The following is a 22,655-nucleotide window of genomic DNA, read 5'->3' on the forward strand; positions in this document are numbered from 1 at the left end:
ATGGCCTGGGACATTCCTCAACCGTATACCGTTAGCCATCCTGCCCCACTGGTGTGGGCGGGATGGTGGCGTCTTTTTTCTTCGCTTACCCTGTTGTGTGTGGCTATTGGTTGCGGTCTGTGGTTCTGGCTTAAAGAGCCGCGCTTGCTGCTGGTCACCTTTGGCGCGGTGATAATAGTCGCACTGCTGTTTATCGGCATTGCGGGCTGGCGGTTGTTCAGCTACGGCGTTAATGCCGAGCATGCCGAGGGGATAGCGGCGCAAAACGACTGGCATCGGGCCGAGTGGCAGGCATGGGCACAGTCAGGCCTGGATGTGCTCGATTACAGTGTTATTTTCCCTGTTGACGTACCCCACCCCGTTGAAGAACGCGTTGAGGTCAATGGCGAACAGGCTTTTGCACTGGGTGAATACCCACCTATCAATTATCTGTTTGAAGAGTTGCTGGCCCCACTTGTCGCCTCTTTAACGGCACTCCGTTCCCCGGTGACGGTGTATCTCCCCCATCATGGTGACGAGGCAACCCAAACAGCCTTCCTGGTGGCTTGGGAAAAACTGGGCCTGCCTGCCTCGCGTATTACTGGATACATCAGCGGTGCCATGGCGGTCCCTTTTGCAGAACAGGTAACTCACTGGCTGAATGAGCCAGATGGGCACGCCAAGCTGATGATGTTCACCCAATGGGCAGAAAACGATGCCAACCGTCAGGCCACTGATGGTGCCGTGGCCTGGTTGATTGCCCCTGGAATGGAAACCGGGCCTTACCGTTGCCGTCTGCATCGTCCAATGACCGGGTTACTGGACACAATAGAACAGGATGCGATGCAATTCCTCACCTATCAGCCGATTGCCCTGAACACCGCTGACCTGTGGTTTAATGCGTCCGCCCTTACCGCCAAAGACCGGCTGGTGGTGGAACGCTGTCAGCGCCTGCGTGCGCAGGACCCTGCCGCCAATCCGGGTTCACCGACGCAGCAGTTTATTCCCCACTGGCTGGGCAAACCGGGCCCCGCCACCGAGTGGTTTACGATAACCCTGATGATGATGATGGCCGAACACCACCGTGCCCCACAGGGATTGGTACTTGCGCAAGAAAATGCGTTGTTGTTGGCCACCGTATCAGCAGGAGTCAGTACGTCATGAGAAATCCGTTTTCATCCCGCCCTTCCGGGGCCAGCCTGCTCATGATGGTGTTCGGTATCCTACTGGCCGCTGTGCTGCTGTTCTTTGGTGAACGCTGGGGGCTCAGCCCGTTGTTGAGAGGCCTGATGTGGGCCACCGGCATGGCAGTCCTGTTTGGTGGGATGGCGATATACCGCAATTATCGGCAACAACCGCTCAGCCAACTTCCTGACACCTCCCGGCAAAAAGCGCCTGCGGACGTGGCATTGCCGTTTGTGCAAGAGCTGCGGGATTATCTGCACCACCGTTACGGGCGTCTCTGGCGCACCAAAGTGCGCTTCGTGGTCCTGCTCGGGCACAGTGGTGTGGTGGAAAAAGCGGTCCCCGGCCTGATGGGCAGCCAGTGGCTGGAAGCCAACGGTGTCGTGGCGCTGTGGGGCGGTAACGTGACGTCTGCCGCCGACAGCGGACGTATCCTGGCGTTGCGTAAACTCAAACGCCGTCCGGTCGATGCCCTGGTGCTGGTCTATGACGCCGCCCTGCGTCAGGCGACACAGGGCGATACCGTGGCCCGACAGGTGAATGAACGTTATAAAATGCTGGGCTGGAAGGTGCCACTGTACCTGTGGGAGGTGCAACAGACAGACTGGCCGCAGGTCGGACGCGAGACGCAACCGGTGGGGTGCCTGTTACCCCCACGCTGCACCCCGGATGAACTGGTGCAGGCGTTGAAAAGATTGCCCGCACAATTAACCCCGCAAGGCGTACAGCAGGGATTAGGTAATGCCCGTTTCGATTTTCTGCTGCGCCTGTCTCAGCAACTGCGCACCGGTATGGCGGAACAGTTCAACCCCCTGTGTACGCCGTTACTCAGCGGCCCGTATGCCGTAGCGCTGCGCGGGGTGATGTTCAGCCCGCCCGTGGCGGTACGTGAAGGGGCGGATAAACAACGCTGGCTACCGGATAATGCCTGGCAGACCATTCTGGAGGATTTACCTTCGCTGCGTGTGCAGCGTGTCGGGTTGGCCTGGGAAAAATCCCTGACGCAGGCAGTGCTGGTGCTGCTCGGCCTGACCTGTGCCGGGGTGGGGTTCTCTTATCATATCAACCGCCAGGCCATCAACGAAGGCCAGCAACTGGCGCAAACGGCGGGAGACACACACCAGTCTGTGGAGCAGCGCCTGATGGCGCTCGATGAGTTGCAACGCCGTATTGAACAGTTGCAGTACCGTTCACACCAGGGGGCTCCCTGGTACAGCCGGTTTGGCCTGAGCCAGAATGACCCTCTGCTGGCCGCCCTGTGGCCGGAATATGCCCGCAGCGCCCTGCCGTTGTTGCGTGATGCTGCAGCAGCCCAGTTACATCACCAACTGACCGCCTGGAACAGCCTGCCCGCCGACAGCGAGCAACGTGGTGCCTTAAGCAAAGAGGTGTACAGCCAGTTAAAAGCGTATCTGATGCTGAACCGCCCGAAAAAAATGGATGCACCGCTTTTCGCCTCAACCGTGATGAGCATTTGGCCGCAACGTGAACAGGTCAGCCCCGGTCTGTGGCAGAGCCGGGGACCGACGCTGCTCACCTTTATGGCACAGAGCCTGCCTGCCCACCCAGAGTGGCAGGTGGCACCGGATGCCCCGTTGGTGTCCGCCACCCGCAGTGGATTGTTACGGGTGATTGGCATGCGCAATGCCGATGCGGCGTTGTACCAGAAGATGCTGGCACAGGTAGCCCGTAACTACGCTGACCTGACGCTGAATGACATGACCGGTGATACCGACGCCGGAAAGCTGTTCACCACCGACAATGTGGTACCGGGCATGTTCACCCGTCAGGCCTGGGAACAGGCAGTGCAACCGGCGATTGATAAAGTGGCCAATCAGCGCCGGGATGAAATCGACTGGGTACTTAGTGACAACACCACCCCAGTCACCCCAGACACCTCACCGGAGGTGCTTAAAGCCCGCTTGACCGAGCGCTATTTTACCGACTACGCCGGGGCCTGGCTGAGTTTCCTCAACAGCCTGCACTGGCAGAGAGCCGCCACCCTGTCGGATGCGATTGACCAGTTGACCCTGTTGGCCGATGTGCGCCAATCCCCGCTGGTGGCGCTGATGAATACCCTGAACACCCAGGGGAGAGCCGGACAGGAGCAGGAGGCCCTTTCTAATACGCTGGTGAAATCGGCACAGAACCTGTTGCACAGTGAACAGCGTAGCGCCATCGACCAGAAGGCCGGGCCACGCGGCCCGCTGGATGTGGCCTTCGGTCCGTTGCTGGCCCTGATGGACAACAAAAGTGACAGCAATAATGCCATGAGTCTCCAGACCTTCCTCACCCGCGTTACCCGTGTGCGTCTAAAGCTCCAGCAGGTCACCAATACCGCCGACCCACAGGCCATGATGCAGGCGCTGGCACAGACGGTCTTCCAGGGTAAATCGGTGGATGTAACCGACACCCGTGACTACGGCAGTCTGGTGGCGGCGAGTCTTGGGCAAGAGTGGAGCGGCTTTGGTCAGGCGGTATTTGTTCAACCGATGGACCAGGCCTGGCAACAGGTGTTGTCCCCTACCGCGCAAAGCATCAACAGCCAGTGGCAGAATGCCATCGTCAGCGACTGGGAGCACGACTTTAACGACCGTTACCCGTTCGCGGAAAACAAACAGAGTGAAGCCTCCCTGCCCCTGTTGGCGCAGTACCTGCGTAATGACACCGGGCGCATCACGCAGTTTGTGAAATCCAACCTCAATGGCGTACTGCGCAAGGAAGGTCGTCACTGGGTACCGGATGCAATTGCCGCACAAGGGCTGCATTTTAACCCGGATTTTCTCAAGACACTCAACCAGCTCAGCGAACTGTCGGATGTCGTCTTCACTAGCGGTGATGCAGGCGTACAGTTCCAGTTGATGGGCAAACCGTCACGGGATGTGATGAAGACCAATTTCATCCTCGACCAGCAGACGATGGATTACCACAACCAGTTAGAGAGCTGGCAGGATTTCACCTGGCCAGACAGCCAGTGGAAACCCCGTACCACCTTGAGCTGGGTCAGTGTCGATGCCGGTGAACGTCTCTACGCCGACTACCCCGGCAGTTGGGGGTTTATCCGCCTGCTGGATAAAGCCCAGGTGACGATGGTGGATAACAGCACCTACAAACTGGCCTGGAAAGCCCCGGACGGTAATCTGCTGAACTACATGATGCGCACCAACTCGGGCCAAGGGCCACTGGCCCTGCTGACAATGAAAGGGTTCCGCTTGCCCACCCAGGTCTTTGTTGAACAGGCCTCCCCCGTTGCGGCTGACCCTGTTGCCGATAATCACGGGGAGCCGTAATGGAAGACTTGACCCTGCGCTATTTCGACGCCGAAATGCGCTACCTGCGCGATGCCGCACATGAATTTGCCCAACTGCACCCGGCACAGGCCGCCGAGATGGGCCTGACGACGCCCGGTGCAGCCGATGAGAGCATCGAACGTCTGTTCCAGGGATTTGCCTTGTTGATGGGACGAATGCGTGAAAAGCTGGACGATGACTTCCCCGAGTTGACGGAAGGGCTCATCAGCCTGCTGTGGCCGCACTACCTGCGTCCGGTGCCTTCGATGAGCGTGGTGGAAATCGCCCCCGACATTCAGGCCCTGAAGCTCAGTGAACGCATTGAGGCACATACCGACGTGCTCTCCCGTCCAGTGGGGGATGACCGCCTGCGCTGTCGCTACCGTACCGCGCACAGCCTGATGCTTCACCCGGTGCAGTTAACCCGTGCCACCCTGTTGACCGAACCGCACGGCAGTCATGCCATGCGTCTGCGATTTGAATGTGGGGCCATGGCGGACTGGCGGCAGGTCAATCTCACGCGCCTGCCGGTCTACCTCAACGGGGAGGCTCCGCTGGCCTCATTGTTACACCTGTACCTCACCCGCCGAACCGGGCCGATGTCTTTGCGTCTGCCGGGAGCGATTGACAGCCAACCGTTTGAGGGCCGGTTTTGTGCGACGGGCTTTGAGGACGCCGCGCATCTCTGGCCGGTGGAGAACAGCAACTACAGCGGTTATCAACATCTGCTGGCGTATTTCACCTTCCGTCAGAAGTTTATGTTTGTGGCGCTGGAAGGCCTGGAGCGGGTGAACTGGCCAGAGACCCTGCCCTGGTTTGAGCTGGACATCCCGCTCACCCACCCCTGGCCGCGTGATTTCCCTTTTGATGAGCAGCACCTGCGCCTGCACTGTGTGCCGGTGGTGAACCTGTTCCGCCTGGATGCAAAACCGTTGCGCATCAATGCACAGCAGACGGAATACCCCCTGCGTCCGTTGCGTGACGACGACCCGCATACGGAAATTTTTGCCGTGGAGCGCGTGGCCACCTCGTTTCTGGAAGACGCCGCACTGTACACGCCGTTTCGTCATTTTCAGCATCACGGTGGCATGCTGCGCTACCAGCGTCCGGTACGTTACTACCACACTCGCCTGCGGCGTGGCCCCTCGGGCAGAAACGAAACCTGGCTTATCCTCGGCGGCGAAGCGTTTGAGCGTGAACGCCACTTGCCGGAAGAGTCGCTGGCGCTCAGCCTGATTGGCACCAACGGCATGCTGCCGCGTAAAACCGTGCAAGACCTCCAGTTCGACAACCTGGTCAGCACCACCCAGACCCCGGTCACCGTACAGAGCCTGTGTACCCCCAGCCTGCCCTGCTACCCACCGAACCGTGACCGTTTTCACTGGAAGCTGTTAAGCCAGCTCGGCAGCAGTTTTCTGTGGATGATGGATAACGCCGAGGTACTGCGTAACACGCTGGCGCTGTATGACTGGACGGATAACCCGGATAACCAGCGCCGACGTGAGGCGATTACCGAGGTGAAACACCACCGCTTGCAGTACTTCAAACACGGGGGGTTACAGCGAGGCGTGGATATTGAAGTCACCGTGAACACGGACGGCTTCGCCGGAGAAGGCGATGTCTGGCTGTTTGGCAGTGTGCTGAACCGCTTTTTTGCACTCTATGCCGACATCCACCTGTTCAACCGTTTAACCCTGATACAGCACCCTTCGGGACACTGCCTGCGATGGAAAGAGAATCACACACCACGTATACCCGGCTGAATGACCACATCGGTGAGCGCCTGCCTTACATCAGCTTTTACCGTTTTCTGCAGTGGCTGGAGCAAACGCACCCGGAATACCCGCCGCTGGGCAGCACCAGCGCCCTGCGCAATGACCCGGTGCGTCTGCGCCCCCATCCGGGGATGGGCTTTCCAGCCAGCGAGTTCAAGGGGTTCGAACTTCACCCTGATGAAAACCCGACCTCAGCGCCCACCGTTCGCACCACCTTTATGGGGTTGTACGGTGTCGATTCACCGCTGCCGACCAGTTACATCGACGACATTGCCCAACGCCGCGAGGGGCATGACACGATTGAGCATTTTCTCGATATCTTCAACCACCGTATCCTGACGCAGTTCTACCGCATCTGGCGCAAACACAGCTACCCGGCCACCTTTGAACCCGGTGGCAGCGACAGGATTTCCCAAAGCCTGCTGGGGCTGGTGGGGCTGGGCATTTCCGGTACGGCAGAACAGATTGACACCCCACTGTCACGCTTTCTGGCCCTGTTGGGGGTCATGCGTCAGCCTGCACGCACCGCCGAAGGCCTCCAGGCGCTGGTGGGCATGGTGGCCCCCAACACCCAAGCGACCGTGACACCTCACTACCCAAGACGTATTCCGGTGCCAGAACTCCGCTTTGGCGAGGGTATCGCGCTGGGGGAACGCCCGGTCATGGGCGGCGTTGGTCATGACATTAACAGCACGGTGAAAATCGACCTGTTTACCGAGGACAAGACCGAGGCGGCGGGTTGGCTACCCCCGGCGCACACGTTGTATAACGATTTACTGACCCTGTTGCGGGTGTACCTGGGCTGGCGACTTGATGCACATATTACCCTGACACTGCCCCTCAGGCTGTTGCCTGCGCCGCGCCTGAGCACCCGGCACGGCGAGCACAGTGTGTATGCAGGGTACACTGCCGTCCTCGGCCATGAACCTGACCATCCAGACCCAGACATGCCGCATACCCTGACGGTATCGCTGGGCACCTATGAGGGCCTGCGCCCCAACCCGGTACAGCGTGACGTGACCCACGTTGATGAATGACACTCAGATTCAGACTCACACCACGACAATACAATGATGAAAACGACGTTGATGAAAACACCAAGATGAAAAACAGACTGATATCCCCCCTGCTGCTCGCACTCTTGCTCAGTGGCTGCGGCCTGACCCAAAGCGTGAGCGATGGCACCAAATCGGTAGCGAAATCCATCTTCTACAAGCAGGTGAAAACCCTGCATCTGGATTTTGTGGCCCGTGCCGAGTTAAACCCGGATGACGATGGCACCCCGCTGGCCACCAATGTGTGGGTCTACCAGCTTAAAGAGCCTCAGGCCTTCGAGAAGGCGGACTACACCACGCTGCTGAGCAACGCCAGCAATGTGCTGAAAGCCGACCTGCTGGCCGAGAAAGATGTCTGGATACGCCCTGGCAGCAATGCCTCCGTGACCATGCCCATGGAGGAAAACGCGCAATTTTTGGCGATAGTGGCCCAGTTCCGCACGCCGGATAACCAGAAAGGCAGTTGGCGGATTATCCTGAAGCGCAATGAGCTGGACCCGGACAAGGCGCGGGTGATTGAGCTTGAGAAGTCGGCGATGAGATTGTTGACTGCGGATAAATAGGAGAAGACGGATGCGTATCGTGGATGACGACTATCGCCGTTTTTTACCCCCCACGTTGTACGATGAAGCCGAGCGTCTGCTGGCCTATCTGACGGATGCGCCTTTTAAGGAGCCAGATGAATGCCCCTGGTGTCAGCACAACAGTTTTAAAGTCCGAGAAAGAGCGGGGCAAAAACCGGGCTATACCTGTTTCCGTTGCCGGAAAACCTTCACCCGCACGACGGGAACCCCCTTTAGTAACACGCAGTACCCTGAACTCTGGGGGGATTATGTGCGGTATCGTTTCAGTGGACTACCACTGAGCAAAATCGCGCAGAAATTGGGGATCACGGATTACGCCTGCTGTTTTCGGGACCGTATCGTGAAAGGCATCATGCAACGTGAATATCCGACGTTGTATGACTGGTGGCAGGCGCATCAGGAACGTATCAGCCGGGAGATGACACCTGAAATAGAGGCGCAGCGGGCACAGTTTCAAGCCTGGCTGAACACGATCCTCACTTGCGAACGTGCCGCCTGCCCTACGTGTGGCTACAGTAGCCGTCGTGAGGGACGTAACCGGCATCGTCCCTGGTTTTTCTGTAACCCCTGCCGCAAGGGATTCAGTCTCCTGACGGGGACGCCACTTGCCGGAATGCTGTATACCGAAATATGGGCGTCATTCGTTGACCACATGATAAGTGGCGACAGCATGTGGCAGTTACAATCGCAGTATCACATTGGCACAGGCACACTGCACCGCTGGCGCAAAAGTTTTCTAGCGATGATGGCGGACATGGGACTGGATGGATTGGTTGAATGGGCACAGTGGCAACGAAGCCGAGGCTACAATGAAGCGCTCAAAAAGCGGCGTTCAGATGAAAGCCTACCCCGTCCGGGCAAGTCTCGCTTTAATGGGCGTGGGCAGCTTAAACATCCGTCAACGTGATGAAGGTTTTTAAAACAATTAGATAAACGCAGGTTGTGCCGTGGTCTGGACAGGAAATGTATACATTATGCTGATTTGATCAGTTCACGTACTTCTCTGCCTGGCAGTGTCCCTTAACTTCCACACATGTTTAGGGAAAGGTTGGGAATCTCTTTAAAAATGCAAAGAAAGATGCAATACCTAGCATTTTTAAAACAATCACTAAAACTTCAAGTAGATTTTTAGTCGCTATAACGATACTAAATTGAACAAAGAAGTCACTAAACAAGACCTAGCTCAGTTTATTTTAAAAGCAGTTTATGCTTGAAAAACTCATGAATTAGCTCTGTTTATTCTATATTCTTTAAATGAAACTAGAGGCTAAGTATGAAACCGTCACCAAACGAATTACAAGTGGAAATGGATAAGGTCAGAGATAATAGATTCAGTAAATATGTCAAAAGGATTTCGTTGAAAAACATTAGAGGATTTAGTGATGAAGTTATAGATTTTAAATCTCCAGTGACAGCCTTAATTGGAACTAATGGTGGAGGAAAATCAACAATACTTGGTTCAGTTGCTCTTGCATATAAAACGATTAAACCAAGTCAGTTTTTCCCCAAAGCATTTATTGGTGACGAATCAATGAGCGAGTGGGAGATAGAAATTGAGTTAACAGATAAAGAAACCACCCCAGATAGAAATATTACAAGAACAGCGAAATTCAAACAATCTAGATGGCGTAGAGATAGCTTCCCCAACAGGCAGGTCCAATATATAGAAATACAAAGAACTGTACCTGCTGGCGAGTTATCTAAGTTCAAGCAATTCATAGCAGGAAATAGAGACGATTTTGATGAATTAGCGCTGAATGAGAATACTATAACTTACGCCACAGCAGTTTTGGATAAGAATATTAGCAATTATAAAATAATAAGAAAAAGATCTGACCAAACAGCCAAAATGTATATAGGAACAGCTAATGGGGTTACAGGATACTCTCAGTTTCACTTTGGCGCAGGAGAGGCATCCATTATAGAAACCATTGATAGAATAGAAAATTCCGCCGATAACTCATTAATTTTAATTGAGGAGTTAGAGAATGGTTTACATCCAGTTGCAGTAAGGCTGTTTGTTCAATATTTACAAAATGTTTCTAAAAGAAAAAAACTTCAGATAGTTTTTACAACACACTCTCAAGATGCAATAAATGAACTTCCTCCGGAGGCAGTATGGGCATCAATAAATAAAAAAGTATGGAATGGGAAGTTAAGCATTGAAAGTTTAAGAGCAATCACGGGGGAGGTAACAAATAGGAAGATAATATATGTTGAGGATTCCTTTGCAAAAGAGTGGGTTGAAAATGCAATTGATCGCTATATTCCTGACTTGGCCCCTGGTATAAAAGTTCATACCGCAGGAGGTTATCCAAATGTATTAAAGGTAAGTGAATATCACAACTCAAATCCGACGATATCAGTTCCATCGATTGCATTAGTTGATGGTGATATATCTGGTCGCCCTGGAGTAAAAGAACTTCCTAATAATGCAATGTATCTTGGTGATACATACCCAGATGTCACTGTTTTTCATTATATTGCAATAAATAAAGACAAACTGGTATCAGTATTGAGACAGCGATGCCTCTTAACACGCTTTACTGTTGATAGAATTAACTCTGAGATAGATAGTGTTATGAACTCTGCTTGTGACCACCATTTGTATTTTTCAAATCTTAGCAACAAGCTAGACTTCACTTCTGAAATATTCCTCAGAGGTGGGATGATTGATATTTTTAATGAAGAAAACGAGATTTTTTGGAGTGATATAATAGAGTTTATTAAAAGAGAGTTCATAAGCACTCATCATAATTGATTCAAAGTAATTGCGTATTATCGTGAAGGAGATCGGTGAGTAATTGAGCTATCTCACTCACGATAATACGCAACTTATTGACACTCTTTTGGGTGGTTTGAATTACTGGATAATTAAGACATAAATAACACTTCTGCGCAGCCGGAGAGAAAACAATGGAGATGGAGCACTGGTGGTTTGGCTGGGAGGGATTCACGCCCGAACGGCCCTGCCCAGGCAAGGTTGTGTTGATGGTCGGGGCTGGGATTTCCATAGAGTCCCCCACGCACTTACCCGGCGGAAACGCACTAACAGAAGCGCTGCTCGACCATTTGCTTGACAGCAGCGCAGCCTCAGAAATTAAAACGGTGTTTAGCCAATGTAAGCAGTGGATGGGGCGAAGCCTGCCGCGCTTGGAACACGTGCTTGATAAAGCGTTTGAAACTTCAACCATTGAAGGCGTCGAGCGTAGCGATGCCGCACGCGAACTGCTGCGCATTTTTTCCAAGCGTCCCCCGAATGCTAATCACCATCTGATTGCCGATTACCTGCTTGAGCACCATGGCTGGTGTATTACCACCAATTTTGATGACTGTATCGAACAGGCGGGTCGTCATCAGATCCCTGTGCACGTTATCGACCCTGAGACCAAAACCTTAGACATCCTGTACCGGGAATACGGAGAAGACTGGGGCATCATAAAAGTGCACGGCACCATAGAGCGCGACTTTGCGTCGCTTGGTGCAACGCTTGCAGATCTGGAACACGGACTGCCGGAGGTGATCAAAACGTTGCTCGAACAGGTAACCGTTCAGGCAGATTTAATGGTGGTTGCAGGCTACAGCGGTACCGACCATTTCGACATTAATCACTGGATCCGCCAGCGCTGGAACGGGGATCACGCAACTCGGTTGGTATGGATTGATCACCGTTCGAGAAAGGAGAAGGAGTTCTGGCGGCTGAGCGAGCAGGAAAATAGCGAGCCGAAAGTCTACTGGCAGGGAGCGTTTGGCGGTATGAAGGTTCAGTACGGGCCAACATCAGAGCTGCTGATTGCCCTGCTGGGAATTTCCCGTAGGACATTGGTGGAGCCCGGAGACGGTAGCGACTGGTGGCGAACTGCCCTGGCAGAATATTACACCCCAACAAAGAAAGAGAAATACCTTACCGGTGCCCGGCTGGCCAGCTCTATGGGCCTTGGCCAACTGGCCGAGGAGCAGCTTCGCCATTTGAAGCGCCTGCTGGGAAATGACGATTTGTTGACGCCTTTTGAAGCTGAAATTTACTACTCCCGAGGGTTTATTGCCAGGGCGCTATTGGTACAAAACTATCTAAAATCACCGAACGAAAAAGTCAGCAAAGTGAACCGTACAGGCCTAATTCGCGCTAAAGATAAACCTGCAAAAGCGCTTTTATTTTATCTTGTGCGGTGGTTAAGGAACCCACTCAAACTCTCACTTGATGAGCAAATCGACGCGTTTGGCTGTTTGCTCGATATCGCTGAACGGTGGCAGCGATGGTGCCTCTGGCAGAGCAAACCTTTGCGGCGCCTGGGCGAAAAGATCTGCACCATGTTCTATCAGTATTTCATGAAGCTCGAGAATGAAAAACTGCCTCTGTATCTGCAGGGGAGTATGGAAATGCAGTCCATTCGCCATGCCGCTCTTTTTTATGATGAAGAGGTATTTTCCTTCGGCGAGGTCTGGAATTTGCTCTACCGGGAGAGCAGTCCGCCGAATCTTTATACCCGGCACGGCCCGGCAATCCACGGTTTTTATCTTATTGAACGTAGTACTGCCCGTGAAGAAGACCGCATCGCAGACCTGGTGCTGGCAAATATTAATTACGTCAATATCCTGCTTTCCGCGCTCCGGCGTCGCTGGCCTAAGGGCAGCCAAAGCCTGCTGAAAGAAAGGCAGCGGAGTAAAGGATATCTGGATTCGGGGGACTATGTTGTTACGTATATCGTGCAGCTGTTAACCGAAAGTACACAGCTCGTCAGCGCTCTGAACGCCCAACATTTGCAGATTCTGATTGCCAGAGCGTGGCTTAGGGCGGATAGCATTTTAGGCGGTATCGAATACTGGAAGCAACAGCGTCTGTATCTCGCTTAATAATGGCACGTTATGCTACGAATCGATATAGCGCAACACTGTTTTCACCGCTATTTCACGGTAGTGGTCGATGTGCTTCGCTGGGATACCGCCTTCTTCGAAGAGCCTGGATAAGGTGTAACTGTTGGCAACGTAATAAAGCAGAAGTTGTTTATCAGATGGTGAACGTCTTTGGCTCTGGCCGTGCGGCTGAACAGCAGCTTCATTGCAGTTAATTGAAATAGATTGGTTCTCTCTTAGCGTCCTGTCACTCCGTGTCTGACACTTTGTGCCCAGGCTGTGTGAAAACGTTGGTTAAAGTAGGCGTTGGATTGTACAAAAAATAATTACGGGACACACCCTAGCTAAAAACGCAACGCCAATCAATGAAGATGAAATGGCGGAAAGCGGGCAACAAAAGTGATCAAATAGCGGACATTAAAAATGGCGAAAAACAGTCATAAATCTTGGCGTTGACAGTCGTGAGTGAAATCATCAAAACCTATTACGAACGAATCGAAACGCTGTTTGACACATTGCCAGACGCGGGGCTGTTCAAATCACTTCCGGGCATGGGGCCGTGAATGGGTCCACGGATGCTTGCTGCACTTGGTGATAACCGTGACCGGTTTAACAGCGCTGAAGAAATTCAAAACTACGCAGGTATTGCACCGGTGACAGAACGAAGTGGCCAGAAATCCTGGGGTCACTGGCGATGGCAGTGTTGCCAAGTTCGTCAGGCAGACCTTTGTTGAATGGGCTGCCAAGACGGTTAATTCATCATACTTGCCAGACTTTATTATCAGGCACTGCGAGAAAAAGGAAAATCTCACCAATCTGCAATCCGGGCTCTGGCATTCAAATGGATAAGGATCATTTACCGCTGCTGGAAGACCAGAACCCAGTACGATGAAGCAAAGTATTTGTTGGCTCTCGAAGCGCGACACTCGCCCTTACTTAGGCCATAAAAAGCTTGTCGAATGTCTCAGGGCGTGAAGCGGAAGTTCACAATTATCCCAACAGTTGGTAGAGGCATTACTAACATTGGCGTATTTTAATCAAAAGGGAATGGGTCAATAGCTCGGTTGATAGTGAACTTGCCGCCATAAATACCTATCCACTTTTCATCAGGAATATTTTCCTGAATTGAATACGTATAATAGACAATGGAGATGTTGATGGTTATCACAAAGCTAATTGTTGAGGGTTTTAAAGGTTTCAAAGACCGATTTTGCATCGAGTTCAATGAGTCAGTGAACATTATCGTTGGCGATAATGAAGCTGGGAAAAGTACTATCCTTGAGGCGATCAATCTGGGCTTGACGGGTTTGTATGCGGGGAAGCCTGTTAAGAACAACATTAGCCAGTATCTCTTTAACGATCAACTAGTGAGGGAGTATATAGTCAGTCTTGCAACCGCAGCTAAATTGCCACCGCCATCGCTGTTCGTTGAGCTCCACTTTAAAAAAACGCCTGACACCGTTTTTCTCGAAGGAGACGGTAACTGCCTGAAGTCATCCTCAGTGGGAGTTGTGTTCAAAATCAAGTTCAACGAGGACTATAAGGCTGCCTATGAAGCACTCTTAAAAGCAGGTGATATAAGAACGTTACCTATCGAGTATTACGATATTGAGTGGAAAGGCTTCAACAGGGAGTCACTTTTATCGCGCAACATCCCCCTCAAGTCTGCATTTATCGATTCATCCTCGGCCAAAGGCAGCAATGGATCAGATGTTTACATCAGCAGAATAATCAAGGATTTACTGACGGACGATGAGGTCATTAGCATTTCTCAGTCGCACCGTAAGATGAAAGAAGCTTTCATATCAGACAAATCTATCGAAACCATCAATAAGAAAATTATCAGTGCAAGCAAGATCACAAGTAAAAAGGTCACTATCTCGGTTGAGCTTTCCTCTCAAAAAGCATGGGAATCGAGTCTGATTACCTGTCTAGATGATGTTCCGTTTAATTACATTGGAAAGGGCGAGCAAAACATTGTGAAGACAAATTTGGCGCTTTCACACAATAAAGCGAAAGAGTCGAATGTTATTCTGATTGAAGAGCCTGAAAATAACCTATCGCACACCAAGCTTAATCTGCTCATCAAAACCATCAAAGACAACTGTGAAGGTAAACAGATCATCATTACAACTCACAGTAGTTTCGTTGCGAACAAACTCGGTCTTGGTGATCTGATTTTTCTCTCAAACCGCAAGACGACCAAGCTGGCTTCGCTAACACCAGGCACGAAAGAGTTTTTCGAAAAGATTGCGGGCTACGACACGCTTCGAATGGTTCTGTGTAAGAAAGCGATTCTGGTTGAAGGCGACTCGGACGAGCTTGTGGTTCAGAAGGCCTACATGGATGCGAACCACGGACGACTGCCCGTAGAGGACGGAATCGAAGTCATTTCAGTGGGGATTTCGTTTCTGAGATTTCTGGAAATAGCCGCGATTATCGACAAGCCCACTCGCGTTGTAACAGACAATGATGGTGATAGTGCCGCAATCCAGAAAAAATACAGCGCCTATCTGGGTGCAAATAAAAAACCACACATTGATATCTGTGCTGACCCAATTGTTGATACCGGTACGCTGATGGTGGGTACAAAAAAATACAATTACAATACGCTTGAGCCTAAATTACTAAAGGTGAATAGTAGGGCAAACCTTAATGCCGTTTTAGGGACTGCACATACTTCTGATGATGATTTACGCATTTACATGCGTGCGAATAAAACAGATTGCGCATTGAAGATATTTAACCATAAGAATACTGCGGCGCTCAGGATACAGTATCCGCAGTACATTCTGGATGCAATCAAATGAACAAAGTCATCATTGCCTCTGCTGGAGCAGGTAAAAGCACCTTTGTGGTCAGTGAAGCATTAAAAGCAGCCACGTCAGGCAAGCGTATTCTGATTACCACGTTCACCGAGGCATGCCGGGATGAAATAAATGTCAAAATCATTAAAGATAATGGATATGTCCCGCCTAATTTGTACGTAGTCACCTGGTTTTCCTTTCTGATTAAGCACTGGATAAAACCCTATCAGGGATGTTTATTTGACCATGACGTCAAAGGCATGCTCCTTTGCAACAGCAAATCCGGTGTAAAGCCTTATAAGGCAGCGGGGAGACCCATCTACTGGGGGGAGAAAGATTTCAGGCATCACTATTTCAGTTCTGATTTTAAACTTTACTCCGATAAAATAGCCAAACTCTCCCTTCGCTGTGATGAGAGTTCGAATGGCAAAGTCATCGCTCGGCTAGCGTCGTGCTTTGATGAAATTTATGTGGATGAGGTTCAGGATCTCGCTGGTTACGATCTTGAAATTCTTCAAACACTGTTCAGGTCCCCTATTAAAATCACTTTGGTCGGCGACCCGCGTCAGGCAACTTACAGTACCGTCAATACCGAGAAAAATGCGAAATACAAAAAAGCTGCCATCGTGAATTTCTTTGATGACAAGGCGGCAGGAGTTACAGTCGATGATAAAACGCTGAATGAGAACTTTCGATGCTTTCATGAAATCAATGATTTTGCCAACAAACTTTATCCTGCTTTTGCCCCTTCAGCCTCTAACGTTCGTGAAATATCTGGTCACGACGGAGTCTTCCTGCTGCCTGCAAAATTACTGAGTCATTACCTAGAAAAGTATGCTCCCGTGCAGTTGCGCTGGGATAAAAAACGCGCTGTTGATGAACGTTATCCTGTCTTCACCTTTGGTACATCTAAAGGTCTGACATTTGAACGTGTGATCATCTTTCCTACCGAACCTATGCTGCTCTGGTTTCAGGATAATAACGCTGCACTCACCAATGATTCACGAGCCAAGTTGTATGTAGCCCTCACTAGAGCTGTTAAAAGTGTTGCGATTGTCTTTAATGGTGGTGCTGCTTTTAACTCTAATGGGATTAAAATTTACACTTCAGGGTAGGAGCATGGGGGTCTCACAGGGCTTTGTTAATGGAATGGTCGCCTCCCATCTCTTGTGCCACAGTGGGACGATAAATCGTCACTAATTGAACGGAGCGGCCATCATGAACGTTAAAACTATTGGCATCGATTTGGCAAAAGACGTTTTCCAGATCCACGGGGTTGACGAGCACGGCAAACGGTTGTTCAACAAACAACTCAGACGGGCACAAATGACCTCCTTTTTTGCCAACATCCCTCCCTGTTTGATCGGCATGGAGGCCTGCGCATCTGCTCATTTCTGGGCCAATAAACTGATGTCGATGGGCCATAACGTCAAACTGATGGCCCCTCAGTTCGTCAAACCCTATGTTAAAACCAATAAGCACGATGCTGCAGACGCAGAAGCTATTTGTGAAGCCGTCACTCGACCTAACATGCGTTTCGTGCAGGTCAAAACCGCTGAGCAGCAAGCCGTATTGGCACTTCACCGGAGTCGTCAGAGTTTCATCAAACAGCGGACCGCGCAAGCTAATCAAATCAGGGGGTTATTGGCCGAATTTGGCATTGTAGTACCCCGAGGGATCCAGCAGCTACAGCGACGGTTACCTGAGCTCATGGAAGATGCGGATAACTCATTACCCGCCCTGTTTCGTACACAACTGAGTCTACTACAGCACCACATGGCGTACCTGTTCGATGTCATCGCTACACTCGACAAGCAGATTGAGCAGTGCTATCGACAAAATGCTCTATGCCAGCGTATCGGCAAGATCCCTGGTATTGGCCCTGTTACCGCCAGCGCGCTGATTGCGACCATTGGTAACGCCAATAATTTCGAGAATGACCGACAACTGGCTGCCTGGCTCGGATTGGTTCCACGTCAGCACTCCAGTGGGGGTAAGCAAGTCCTGCTCGGGATAAGCAAGCGAGGCGATACCTATTTGAGGACATTGCTTATCCATGGTGCCAGGGCGGTGTTGCAGTCGGCCAAACGTAAACAGGATGCCGTATCGAGCTGGGCTAACCGACTAATGGCGCGCCGGAATAACAACATTGCCTCGGTAGCATTGGCTAACAAGAATGCGCGGACTGTGTGGGCGCTCTTGGCCAAGGAGAGGGAGTACTGTGCGCCAATAATAAGCGCTTAAGCGTCTTAGTCAGTAAGACAGAAACAACACCATCGATTGCCTAGGCAAGCATGAAGTGATGGCAAGACAGGTCAGACCGCGATGGGGAAAACCCGGTTTATTCAAGGCTCCTGAAAGAGCGCTTTGTTGATAGAGGCCTCCATCAGCGTATTCCATCAGGGACAGAGGTGTTTCACATCACCTCGGCAAAGTCCGGATCTATGGCTGCAATCGATGACCAGTAAAGCCACCACAACATATTTAGCTTGGCAAATAGGAGGCGACCATCTATGAATAAATCGAACCTTCAGAAGATTGGCGGATCTGAGCGCTACAGTCGTTTCAGCATCGGGTTCCCATGGCAAAGCAAAAGTTTAAAATCACCAACTGGTCAACTTATAACAAGGCACTCAGGCAGCGTGGTTCACTGACAGTCTGGCTTGATGAGTCTGCCATTGCCGCATGGACTGACAGTACACAGCCTGAAGGTCGTGGCCGACCGCTTCACTACACCGATATGGCGATTACCACTGTCCTGATGATGAAGAGCGTGTTCAACTTGCCGCTTCGGGCTTTACAGGGCTTTGTTGACTCGATTTTTAAGCTGATGGCTCTGCCGTTGCGCTGCCCGGATTACTCTCTGGTCAGCAAACGGGCAAAGAACGTTAGCATCAGCATAAAAACGCCAACCCGTGGTGAAATCTCTCACCTGGTCATCGACGCTACCGGCCTTAAAGTCTTTGGTGAAGGCGAATGGAAAGTGAGACAGCATGGGGCTGACTGGCGTAAGCTTCATCTGGCCGCAGACAGTGCGACGCACGAGATTATCTGTGCGGATTTATCGCTCAGCGGTACGACAGATGCGCAGGCATTACCAGGGCTGATTAACCAGACCCACAGGAAAATCAGGGAAGCCTCTGCAGATGGCGCTTATGACACACGCTACTGCCATGATGCGTTGCTGAGAAAAAATATCAGACCGCTTATCCCACCACGAAGCGGTGCGCAATACTGGCCTGATAAGTACTATGAACGTAACCACGCGGTGGCGAATCAGCATCTGACTGGCAGCAATGACGCCTGGAAAAAGAAAGTGGGTTATCACCGCCGGTCAGTGGCAGAAACGGCCATGTTCCGTATCAAGACCTTGCTGGGTGGCCATCTGAGCTTGCGGGACTATGATGCTCAGGTGGGTGAAGCGATGGCGATGGTCAAAGCGCTAAACCGGATGACGTTGTTGGGTATGCCGCACAGTATCCGGATCGCATAACAGGTGTGTCAGAGCAAGCCATCCTGTCGGCTAACTCTGATTTATTCAACAAAGCCGTCTCACAGTCTTACTCTGCTGATATATCCGCTTCACGCACAGGCTGTGTGAAAACGTTTTTGAACGCAGAAATGGCCAAAAACAAAGCTGAAAAGCGTGCTTATACGTAAAATTTGACTCTGCTGACCAGCCGTTCAATTTCAGATTTTGTATAGCCTCATGCATTTAAGCTTTTGCCCAGAGTTTTCACACAGCCTGTGCCAGAAGCGGACATTGCTAACATCAAAATGTATTAATCAACCGGGAACAAGGTTAAACCTTCAGTTCACGCTAACAGCGGGGGCAGATATTTCGTTGCCCGCACCAAATTATGTTGGCGTTTCCACCGTCGTGACACGACGCTGAGTGTTCCCAAACACATAGGAAACAGAAAATGAACGTGAATACTGAGATTTTGAAACTCTGGCTATCCAGGGGAGAAAACGAGCGCACCGGATCCGATGCTGAAATGATTGCAGACATTGCCTGGGAACAAGGGTTACGGCTTCACCTCCAGCGAAACACTCACCATGACAGATGAAGTACCTCATTGGCCATCGCAACATCGGCTAACCCATACAGGCCGCGCATGCGGCCTTTATAGTCTAGAATCTCGAAAAGACAATGCTTAACAGGGCTTATATGCGAAATTTCGCATTTAAAAAGCAATTTCACTACTTGCTTAAACTTGTGGTGAGATTCAGGGGCATGCCCTAGCGTGGTTAAAACTCCCGGAGGTACTCCCTCCGGGCCGAACTTTTTATTTCCTGTGTCGAATCCACTGTTCCAACTCTGACTCCAGCCAGCCAGCCAACAGACTTTTGGCCTAACTGGACCTGTCGGGGAAATGTTGGATCATACCGTGGTGATTTAGGATTGATCCAATCATAAATGGTTGAGCGTGCTATACCAATTTTTTGTACGACAGCACGTAAACGTAAAATCTTCATTGTTTGTAAAGACATAGATGATTCCTTTTGATCATTTTAGGGGGTAGCTAGAGATTACAAGAAGCTAAAACATCATACGACCCGTCAACTAAAAGTATTTTTTTACTGTAAGCACTTCACATTCACTTTTTAGGTAATGCAATGAAAAAAACAAGTTTGATATTTTATTTGAAGAGCTTTTAGATGAATTTAGAAACCGCACAGATGAGATTAAAAAATATGAATTCTACGAAAAAATTGATTATGAAAATTGCATTAACCAGTATACAAAAGATGCTCAAAATCTTGTCGAAAAATATAAAAATGGTTATCACATAGATAATAATGGTAAGCGTGTCAACGATAAAGGTGACTTAATATATGAAGCAGATAAGAAAGATGAACGTAAAAAAGTAACCGTGAGCTACACAATATATACAATGGATAACTATGTAGAAGAGGTACAAGGTAACGCATTTTTCCGGGGAGATACTCAAACTTACCTTCCACTTTCCTTTGTGTGCTATCAATGGGGAATACATTTATACCATAAGGGTGAAAGCACTAAAGGTCGTAATTTTTTGATTAATGCATTAAAACTTGTAAATATGTGGTCAGGCGCGACGGAAAGTTTAATAGCCATAGAAGGCAAAGAGCTATATAAAGAAAAAAAATTAATGCTGCCAGAGAAGGCGGTAAGAAAAGGGCTGAATCGTACACTATAGTGAAAGATGAACTTATCAAAATACTCAATAAAAACGTGCCTGATGGTGGCTGGAAAACAAAAACTGCAGCGATTAACGCCGTGGAAGAATATATCATTAAATTTATTAAAGACAAAGGCATTAAAATATCCTTGGAGAATATTCCCAAAACAATTAATGACTGGTCCCGAAATGACAATATCGTTAAGGCTACCTTCGATGCAGTGGTACAGAAAAGAAACAAGAGCGCCCCGAAAGGCGCTAAGTAGACGCTAGCCTACTGAAGACAACACATAGTCCGCCCAAGTCTGCATCATTGGGCGGCGTTGTTCCAACAGATCGGTTCGATGATAAGCAGCCTCCACTTTGTTTTGTATGGTGTGCGCCAATGCGCGTTCAGCCAGATCACGAGGGTACCCCTGTTCACTACACCAGTCACGAAAACTGGAGCGGAAACCGTGTGCAGTTGCTACCCTACCCGTTGTGTCGCTGGGAGCATTTGTTTTACGCAGAAATGCAGTGAGCACCATATCTGATAATACCGTTTGCTTCCTGGGAGAAGGAAATACCAATTCGTCATGCAATCCCCTCATCTTTTCAAGTACAGCAACAGCCTGCTGAGATAAAGGAACCCGGTGAAGCACCCCTGCTTTCATTCGCTCCCCAGGTAGTATCCAAAGACGATTTTTGAAATCAACTTCATCCCATCGCATGGCACGCGCTTCACCGGAACGGGAAGCGGTCAGAATAACAAACAACAGTAGGCCACGAGTGACACTATAGCGCTCATCACTATAAACGTGCTTGTTGATATATAAGGGAAGTTCCCGCCATGACATGGCGGGCTGATGTTCGGTACGTAGATTGGCGCTGATTTGCTGAGGCAACAAATGGGTAACCACATCAACCGGGTTGGCATTGCAGTAACCATGAGCCCATCCCCACTGCATCACCGCATGGATACGCTGTTTCACCCTGCCAGCAGTTTGAGCCAGACTTAACCATATAGGCCGTAAGACTCCAGCAATATCCGCAACAGTAACGGTATCCAGCGGCTTAGAGCCTAACGACGGAAAGACGTTGCGTTCAAGACTTGAGAGCCATTGCTTACCGTGTTTTTTGTTCTTCCAACCCAGTAATAACTCACTGTGAACTGTTCGTGCCGCCTCTTCGAATGTAGGAATAACGACTTTTTCTGTCTCCGCCTTTTTGACTTCCAATGGGTCAGTGTTGTTTGCCAACTGTTCGCGCATGGTTTGTGCCAGTCGGGCCGCCTCAGCAATGCTGATTTCGGGGTAGCTGCCTAAACCAGCATTACGCCGTTTTTGTGTCACCGGACTCACATAGCGGAATACCCATTTCCCTCGGCCTTTGGTAGACGAAGGATGAAGTGTCAACCCGGTAATTCCACCATGTGGTAATGGCTTGTCATCGGGTTTGATGTGCCGAGCTTTGGTGTCGGTAAGTAATGCCATTGTTGTTTTATCCTGAGCAATGGGTATGCCATCCAGTATGCCATTAGTTGTAAGATACGTTGGTATGCGCTAGGTTGGTATTGGATGAGATAATCCGTAATATACAGATTAATATAGAATTTTTAAATTAAATCGGTATGTATTAGTTTTATATATGGCGGTCTCCCTCACCGCCATATTCAAAGAGAAAGCCTGAATTCACGTTCAGGCTTTTTTGCTTTTAGATTCCCCGCACAGGGAGGGGCGAGAACCCTCGACAGGGTTCGACAAAATGGCCTGCCATTTTGGACGGCCGCAGGCCGCCCGAAGGGTGAGCGTAGCGAATCAAGCCCTCCCTCACCGCCATATTCAAAGAGAAAGCCTGAATTCACGTTCAGGCTCAGATTGATGACAAAGTCCTGGCCGTGAGGCCAGGACTTTGATCTAATAAGGTCAGTGCAAAAAATGGACTGACTGCCATGCTCAAAACACCCTCTCCTCAGCAATATC

The 22,655-nt window shown here is 50.4% G+C and carries 16 protein-coding genes, 1 other RNA gene and 1 pseudogene; 16 read left to right on the forward strand and 2 right to left on the reverse strand.

Going from position 1 to position 22,655, the window contains the following annotated elements; genetic code table 11:
* The 13 genes and pseudogenes from WG891_RS22795 (at nt 1) to WG891_RS22855 (ending at nt 19,022) form a co-directional block, all read left to right on the forward strand.
* Nucleotides 1-1,143 (forward strand): hypothetical protein, encoded by a 1,143-nt coding sequence (locus tag WG891_RS22795; RefSeq protein WP_337264545.1) that lies wholly within the window; start codon nt 1-3, stop codon nt 1,141-1,143.
* Nucleotides 1,140-4,454, forward strand: a complete 3,315-nt coding sequence (locus WG891_RS22800) for an ImcF-related family protein (protein WP_337264544.1) — start codon at nt 1,140-1,142, stop codon at nt 4,452-4,454. Before WG891_RS22795 ends, WG891_RS22800 begins: the two co-directional genes overlap by 4 nt.
* Nucleotides 4,454-6,217 (forward strand): type VI secretion system baseplate subunit TssF, encoded by a 1,764-nt coding sequence (tssF, locus tag WG891_RS22805; RefSeq protein ID WP_337264543.1) that lies wholly within the window; start codon nt 4,454-4,456, stop codon nt 6,215-6,217. Before WG891_RS22800 ends, tssF begins: the two co-directional genes overlap by 1 nt.
* A complete protein-coding gene (gene tssG / locus WG891_RS22810) occupies nt 6,181-7,266 on the forward strand; it encodes a type VI secretion system baseplate subunit TssG (RefSeq protein ID WP_337264542.1) in 1,086 nt (361 codons plus the stop codon). Before tssF ends, tssG begins: the two co-directional genes overlap by 37 nt.
* Before the next feature lie 65 nt (nt 7,267-7,331).
* Nucleotides 7,332-7,847, forward strand: a complete 516-nt coding sequence (gene tssJ / locus WG891_RS22815; protein ID WP_337264541.1) for a type VI secretion system lipoprotein TssJ — start codon at nt 7,332-7,334, stop codon at nt 7,845-7,847.
* 10 nt (nt 7,848-7,857) lie between these two features.
* Nucleotides 7,858-8,775 (forward strand): hypothetical protein, encoded by a 918-nt coding sequence (locus WG891_RS22820; RefSeq protein ID WP_337264540.1) that lies wholly within the window; start codon nt 7,858-7,860, stop codon nt 8,773-8,775.
* Nucleotides 8,776-9,141: 366 nt separating this feature from the next.
* Nucleotides 9,142-10,629, forward strand: a complete 1,488-nt coding sequence (locus WG891_RS22825; RefSeq protein WP_337264539.1) for an ATP-dependent nuclease — start codon at nt 9,142-9,144, stop codon at nt 10,627-10,629.
* Between the two features lie 155 nt (nt 10,630-10,784).
* Nucleotides 10,785-12,722, forward strand: coding sequence for an SIR2 family protein (locus tag WG891_RS22830; RefSeq protein WP_337264538.1), 1,938 nt, complete (start codon nt 10,785-10,787; stop codon nt 12,720-12,722).
* A 452-nt stretch (nt 12,723-13,174) separates the two neighbouring features.
* Nucleotides 13,175-13,669 (forward strand): annotated as a pseudogene (locus WG891_RS22835) (transposase); the annotation flags it as partial.
* 210 nt (nt 13,670-13,879) lie between these two features.
* Nucleotides 13,880-15,532, forward strand: a complete 1,653-nt coding sequence (locus WG891_RS22840) for an ATP-dependent nuclease (protein ID WP_337264537.1) — start codon at nt 13,880-13,882, stop codon at nt 15,530-15,532.
* Nucleotides 15,529-16,644, forward strand: coding sequence for a UvrD-helicase domain-containing protein (locus WG891_RS22845; RefSeq protein ID WP_337264536.1), 1,116 nt, complete (start codon nt 15,529-15,531; stop codon nt 16,642-16,644). The genes WG891_RS22840 and WG891_RS22845 overlap by 4 nt, the downstream gene beginning before the upstream one ends.
* A 103-nt stretch (nt 16,645-16,747) precedes the next feature.
* A complete protein-coding gene (locus tag WG891_RS22850) occupies nt 16,748-17,773 on the forward strand; it encodes an IS110 family transposase (protein ID WP_337264535.1) in 1,026 nt (341 codons plus the stop codon).
* Between the two features lie 337 nt (nt 17,774-18,110).
* Nucleotides 18,111-19,022, forward strand: coding sequence for an IS5 family transposase (locus tag WG891_RS22855; protein ID WP_337264534.1), 912 nt, complete (start codon nt 18,111-18,113; stop codon nt 19,020-19,022).
* Nucleotides 19,023-19,780: 758 nt separating this feature from the next.
* Here WG891_RS22855 and WG891_RS22860 read toward each other — a convergent pair.
* Nucleotides 19,781-20,023 (reverse strand): AlpA family phage regulatory protein, encoded by a 243-nt coding sequence (locus tag WG891_RS22860; protein WP_443006280.1) that lies wholly within the window; start codon nt 20,021-20,023, stop codon nt 19,781-19,783.
* A 404-nt stretch (nt 20,024-20,427) separates the two neighbouring features.
* On the opposite strand from WG891_RS22860, the gene WG891_RS22865 reads away from it, so the two are divergent.
* Both WG891_RS22865 and WG891_RS22870 read left to right on the forward strand, forming a co-directional pair.
* On the forward strand, nt 20,428-20,712 hold the full coding sequence (locus WG891_RS22865) for a hypothetical protein (protein ID WP_337264533.1): 285 nt from the start codon (nt 20,428-20,430) through the stop codon (nt 20,710-20,712).
* A complete protein-coding gene (locus WG891_RS22870) occupies nt 20,712-20,960 on the forward strand; it encodes a hypothetical protein (protein ID WP_337264532.1) in 249 nt (82 codons plus the stop codon). Before WG891_RS22865 ends, WG891_RS22870 begins: the two co-directional genes overlap by 1 nt.
* Nucleotides 20,961-20,963: 3 nt before the next feature.
* Here WG891_RS22870 and WG891_RS22875 read toward each other — a convergent pair whose 3' ends face one another.
* A complete protein-coding gene (locus WG891_RS22875; protein ID WP_337264531.1) occupies nt 20,964-22,166 on the reverse strand; it encodes a tyrosine-type recombinase/integrase in 1,203 nt (400 codons plus the stop codon).
* 222 nt (nt 22,167-22,388) lie between these two features.
* Between WG891_RS22875 and WG891_RS27125 the strand changes: the two genes are divergently transcribed.
* Nucleotides 22,389-22,511, forward strand: a non-coding RNA gene (locus tag WG891_RS27125) — RtT sRNA.
* Nucleotides 22,512-22,655: the final 144 nt, after the last annotated feature.

The organism is Serratia sp. MMO-28, assembly GCF_037199905.1.
Classification (GTDB): domain Bacteria; phylum Pseudomonadota; class Gammaproteobacteria; order Enterobacterales; family Enterobacteriaceae; genus Chania; species Chania oryzae.

Excerpts from the sequence above, each read along its gene's own strand:
- WG891_RS22795 (WP_337264545.1), top strand. The coding sequence starts at position 1 with ATGGCCTGGGACATTCCTCAACCGTATACCGTTAGCCATCCTGCCCCA.
- WG891_RS22800 (WP_337264544.1), top strand. The coding sequence starts at position 1,140 with ATGAGAAATCCGTTTTCATCCCGCCCTTCCGGGGCCAGCCTGCTCATG.
- tssF (WP_337264543.1), top strand. The coding sequence starts at position 4,454 with ATGGAAGACTTGACCCTGCGCTATTTCGACGCCGAAATGCGCTACCTG.
- tssG (WP_337264542.1), top strand. The coding sequence starts at position 6,181 with ATGGAAAGAGAATCACACACCACGTATACCCGGCTGAATGACCACATC.
- tssJ (WP_337264541.1), top strand. The coding sequence starts at position 7,332 with ATGAAAAACAGACTGATATCCCCCCTGCTGCTCGCACTCTTGCTCAGT.
- WG891_RS22820 (WP_337264540.1), top strand. The coding sequence starts at position 7,858 with ATGCGTATCGTGGATGACGACTATCGCCGTTTTTTACCCCCCACGTTG.
- WG891_RS22825 (WP_337264539.1), top strand. The coding sequence starts at position 9,142 with ATGAAACCGTCACCAAACGAATTACAAGTGGAAATGGATAAGGTCAGA.
- WG891_RS22830 (WP_337264538.1), top strand. The coding sequence starts at position 10,785 with ATGGAGATGGAGCACTGGTGGTTTGGCTGGGAGGGATTCACGCCCGAA.
- WG891_RS22840 (WP_337264537.1), top strand. The coding sequence starts at position 13,880 with ATGGTTATCACAAAGCTAATTGTTGAGGGTTTTAAAGGTTTCAAAGAC.
- WG891_RS22845 (WP_337264536.1), top strand. The coding sequence starts at position 15,529 with ATGAACAAAGTCATCATTGCCTCTGCTGGAGCAGGTAAAAGCACCTTT.
- WG891_RS22850 (WP_337264535.1), top strand. The coding sequence starts at position 16,748 with ATGAACGTTAAAACTATTGGCATCGATTTGGCAAAAGACGTTTTCCAG.
- WG891_RS22855 (WP_337264534.1), top strand. The coding sequence starts at position 18,111 with ATGGCAAAGCAAAAGTTTAAAATCACCAACTGGTCAACTTATAACAAG.
- WG891_RS22860 (WP_443006280.1), bottom strand. The coding sequence starts at position 20,023 with ATGTCTTTACAAACAATGAAGATTTTACGTTTACGTGCTGTCGTACAA.
- WG891_RS22865 (WP_337264533.1), top strand. The coding sequence starts at position 20,428 with ATGGATAACTATGTAGAAGAGGTACAAGGTAACGCATTTTTCCGGGGA.
- WG891_RS22875 (WP_337264531.1), bottom strand. The coding sequence starts at position 22,166 with ATGGCATTACTTACCGACACCAAAGCTCGGCACATCAAACCCGATGAC.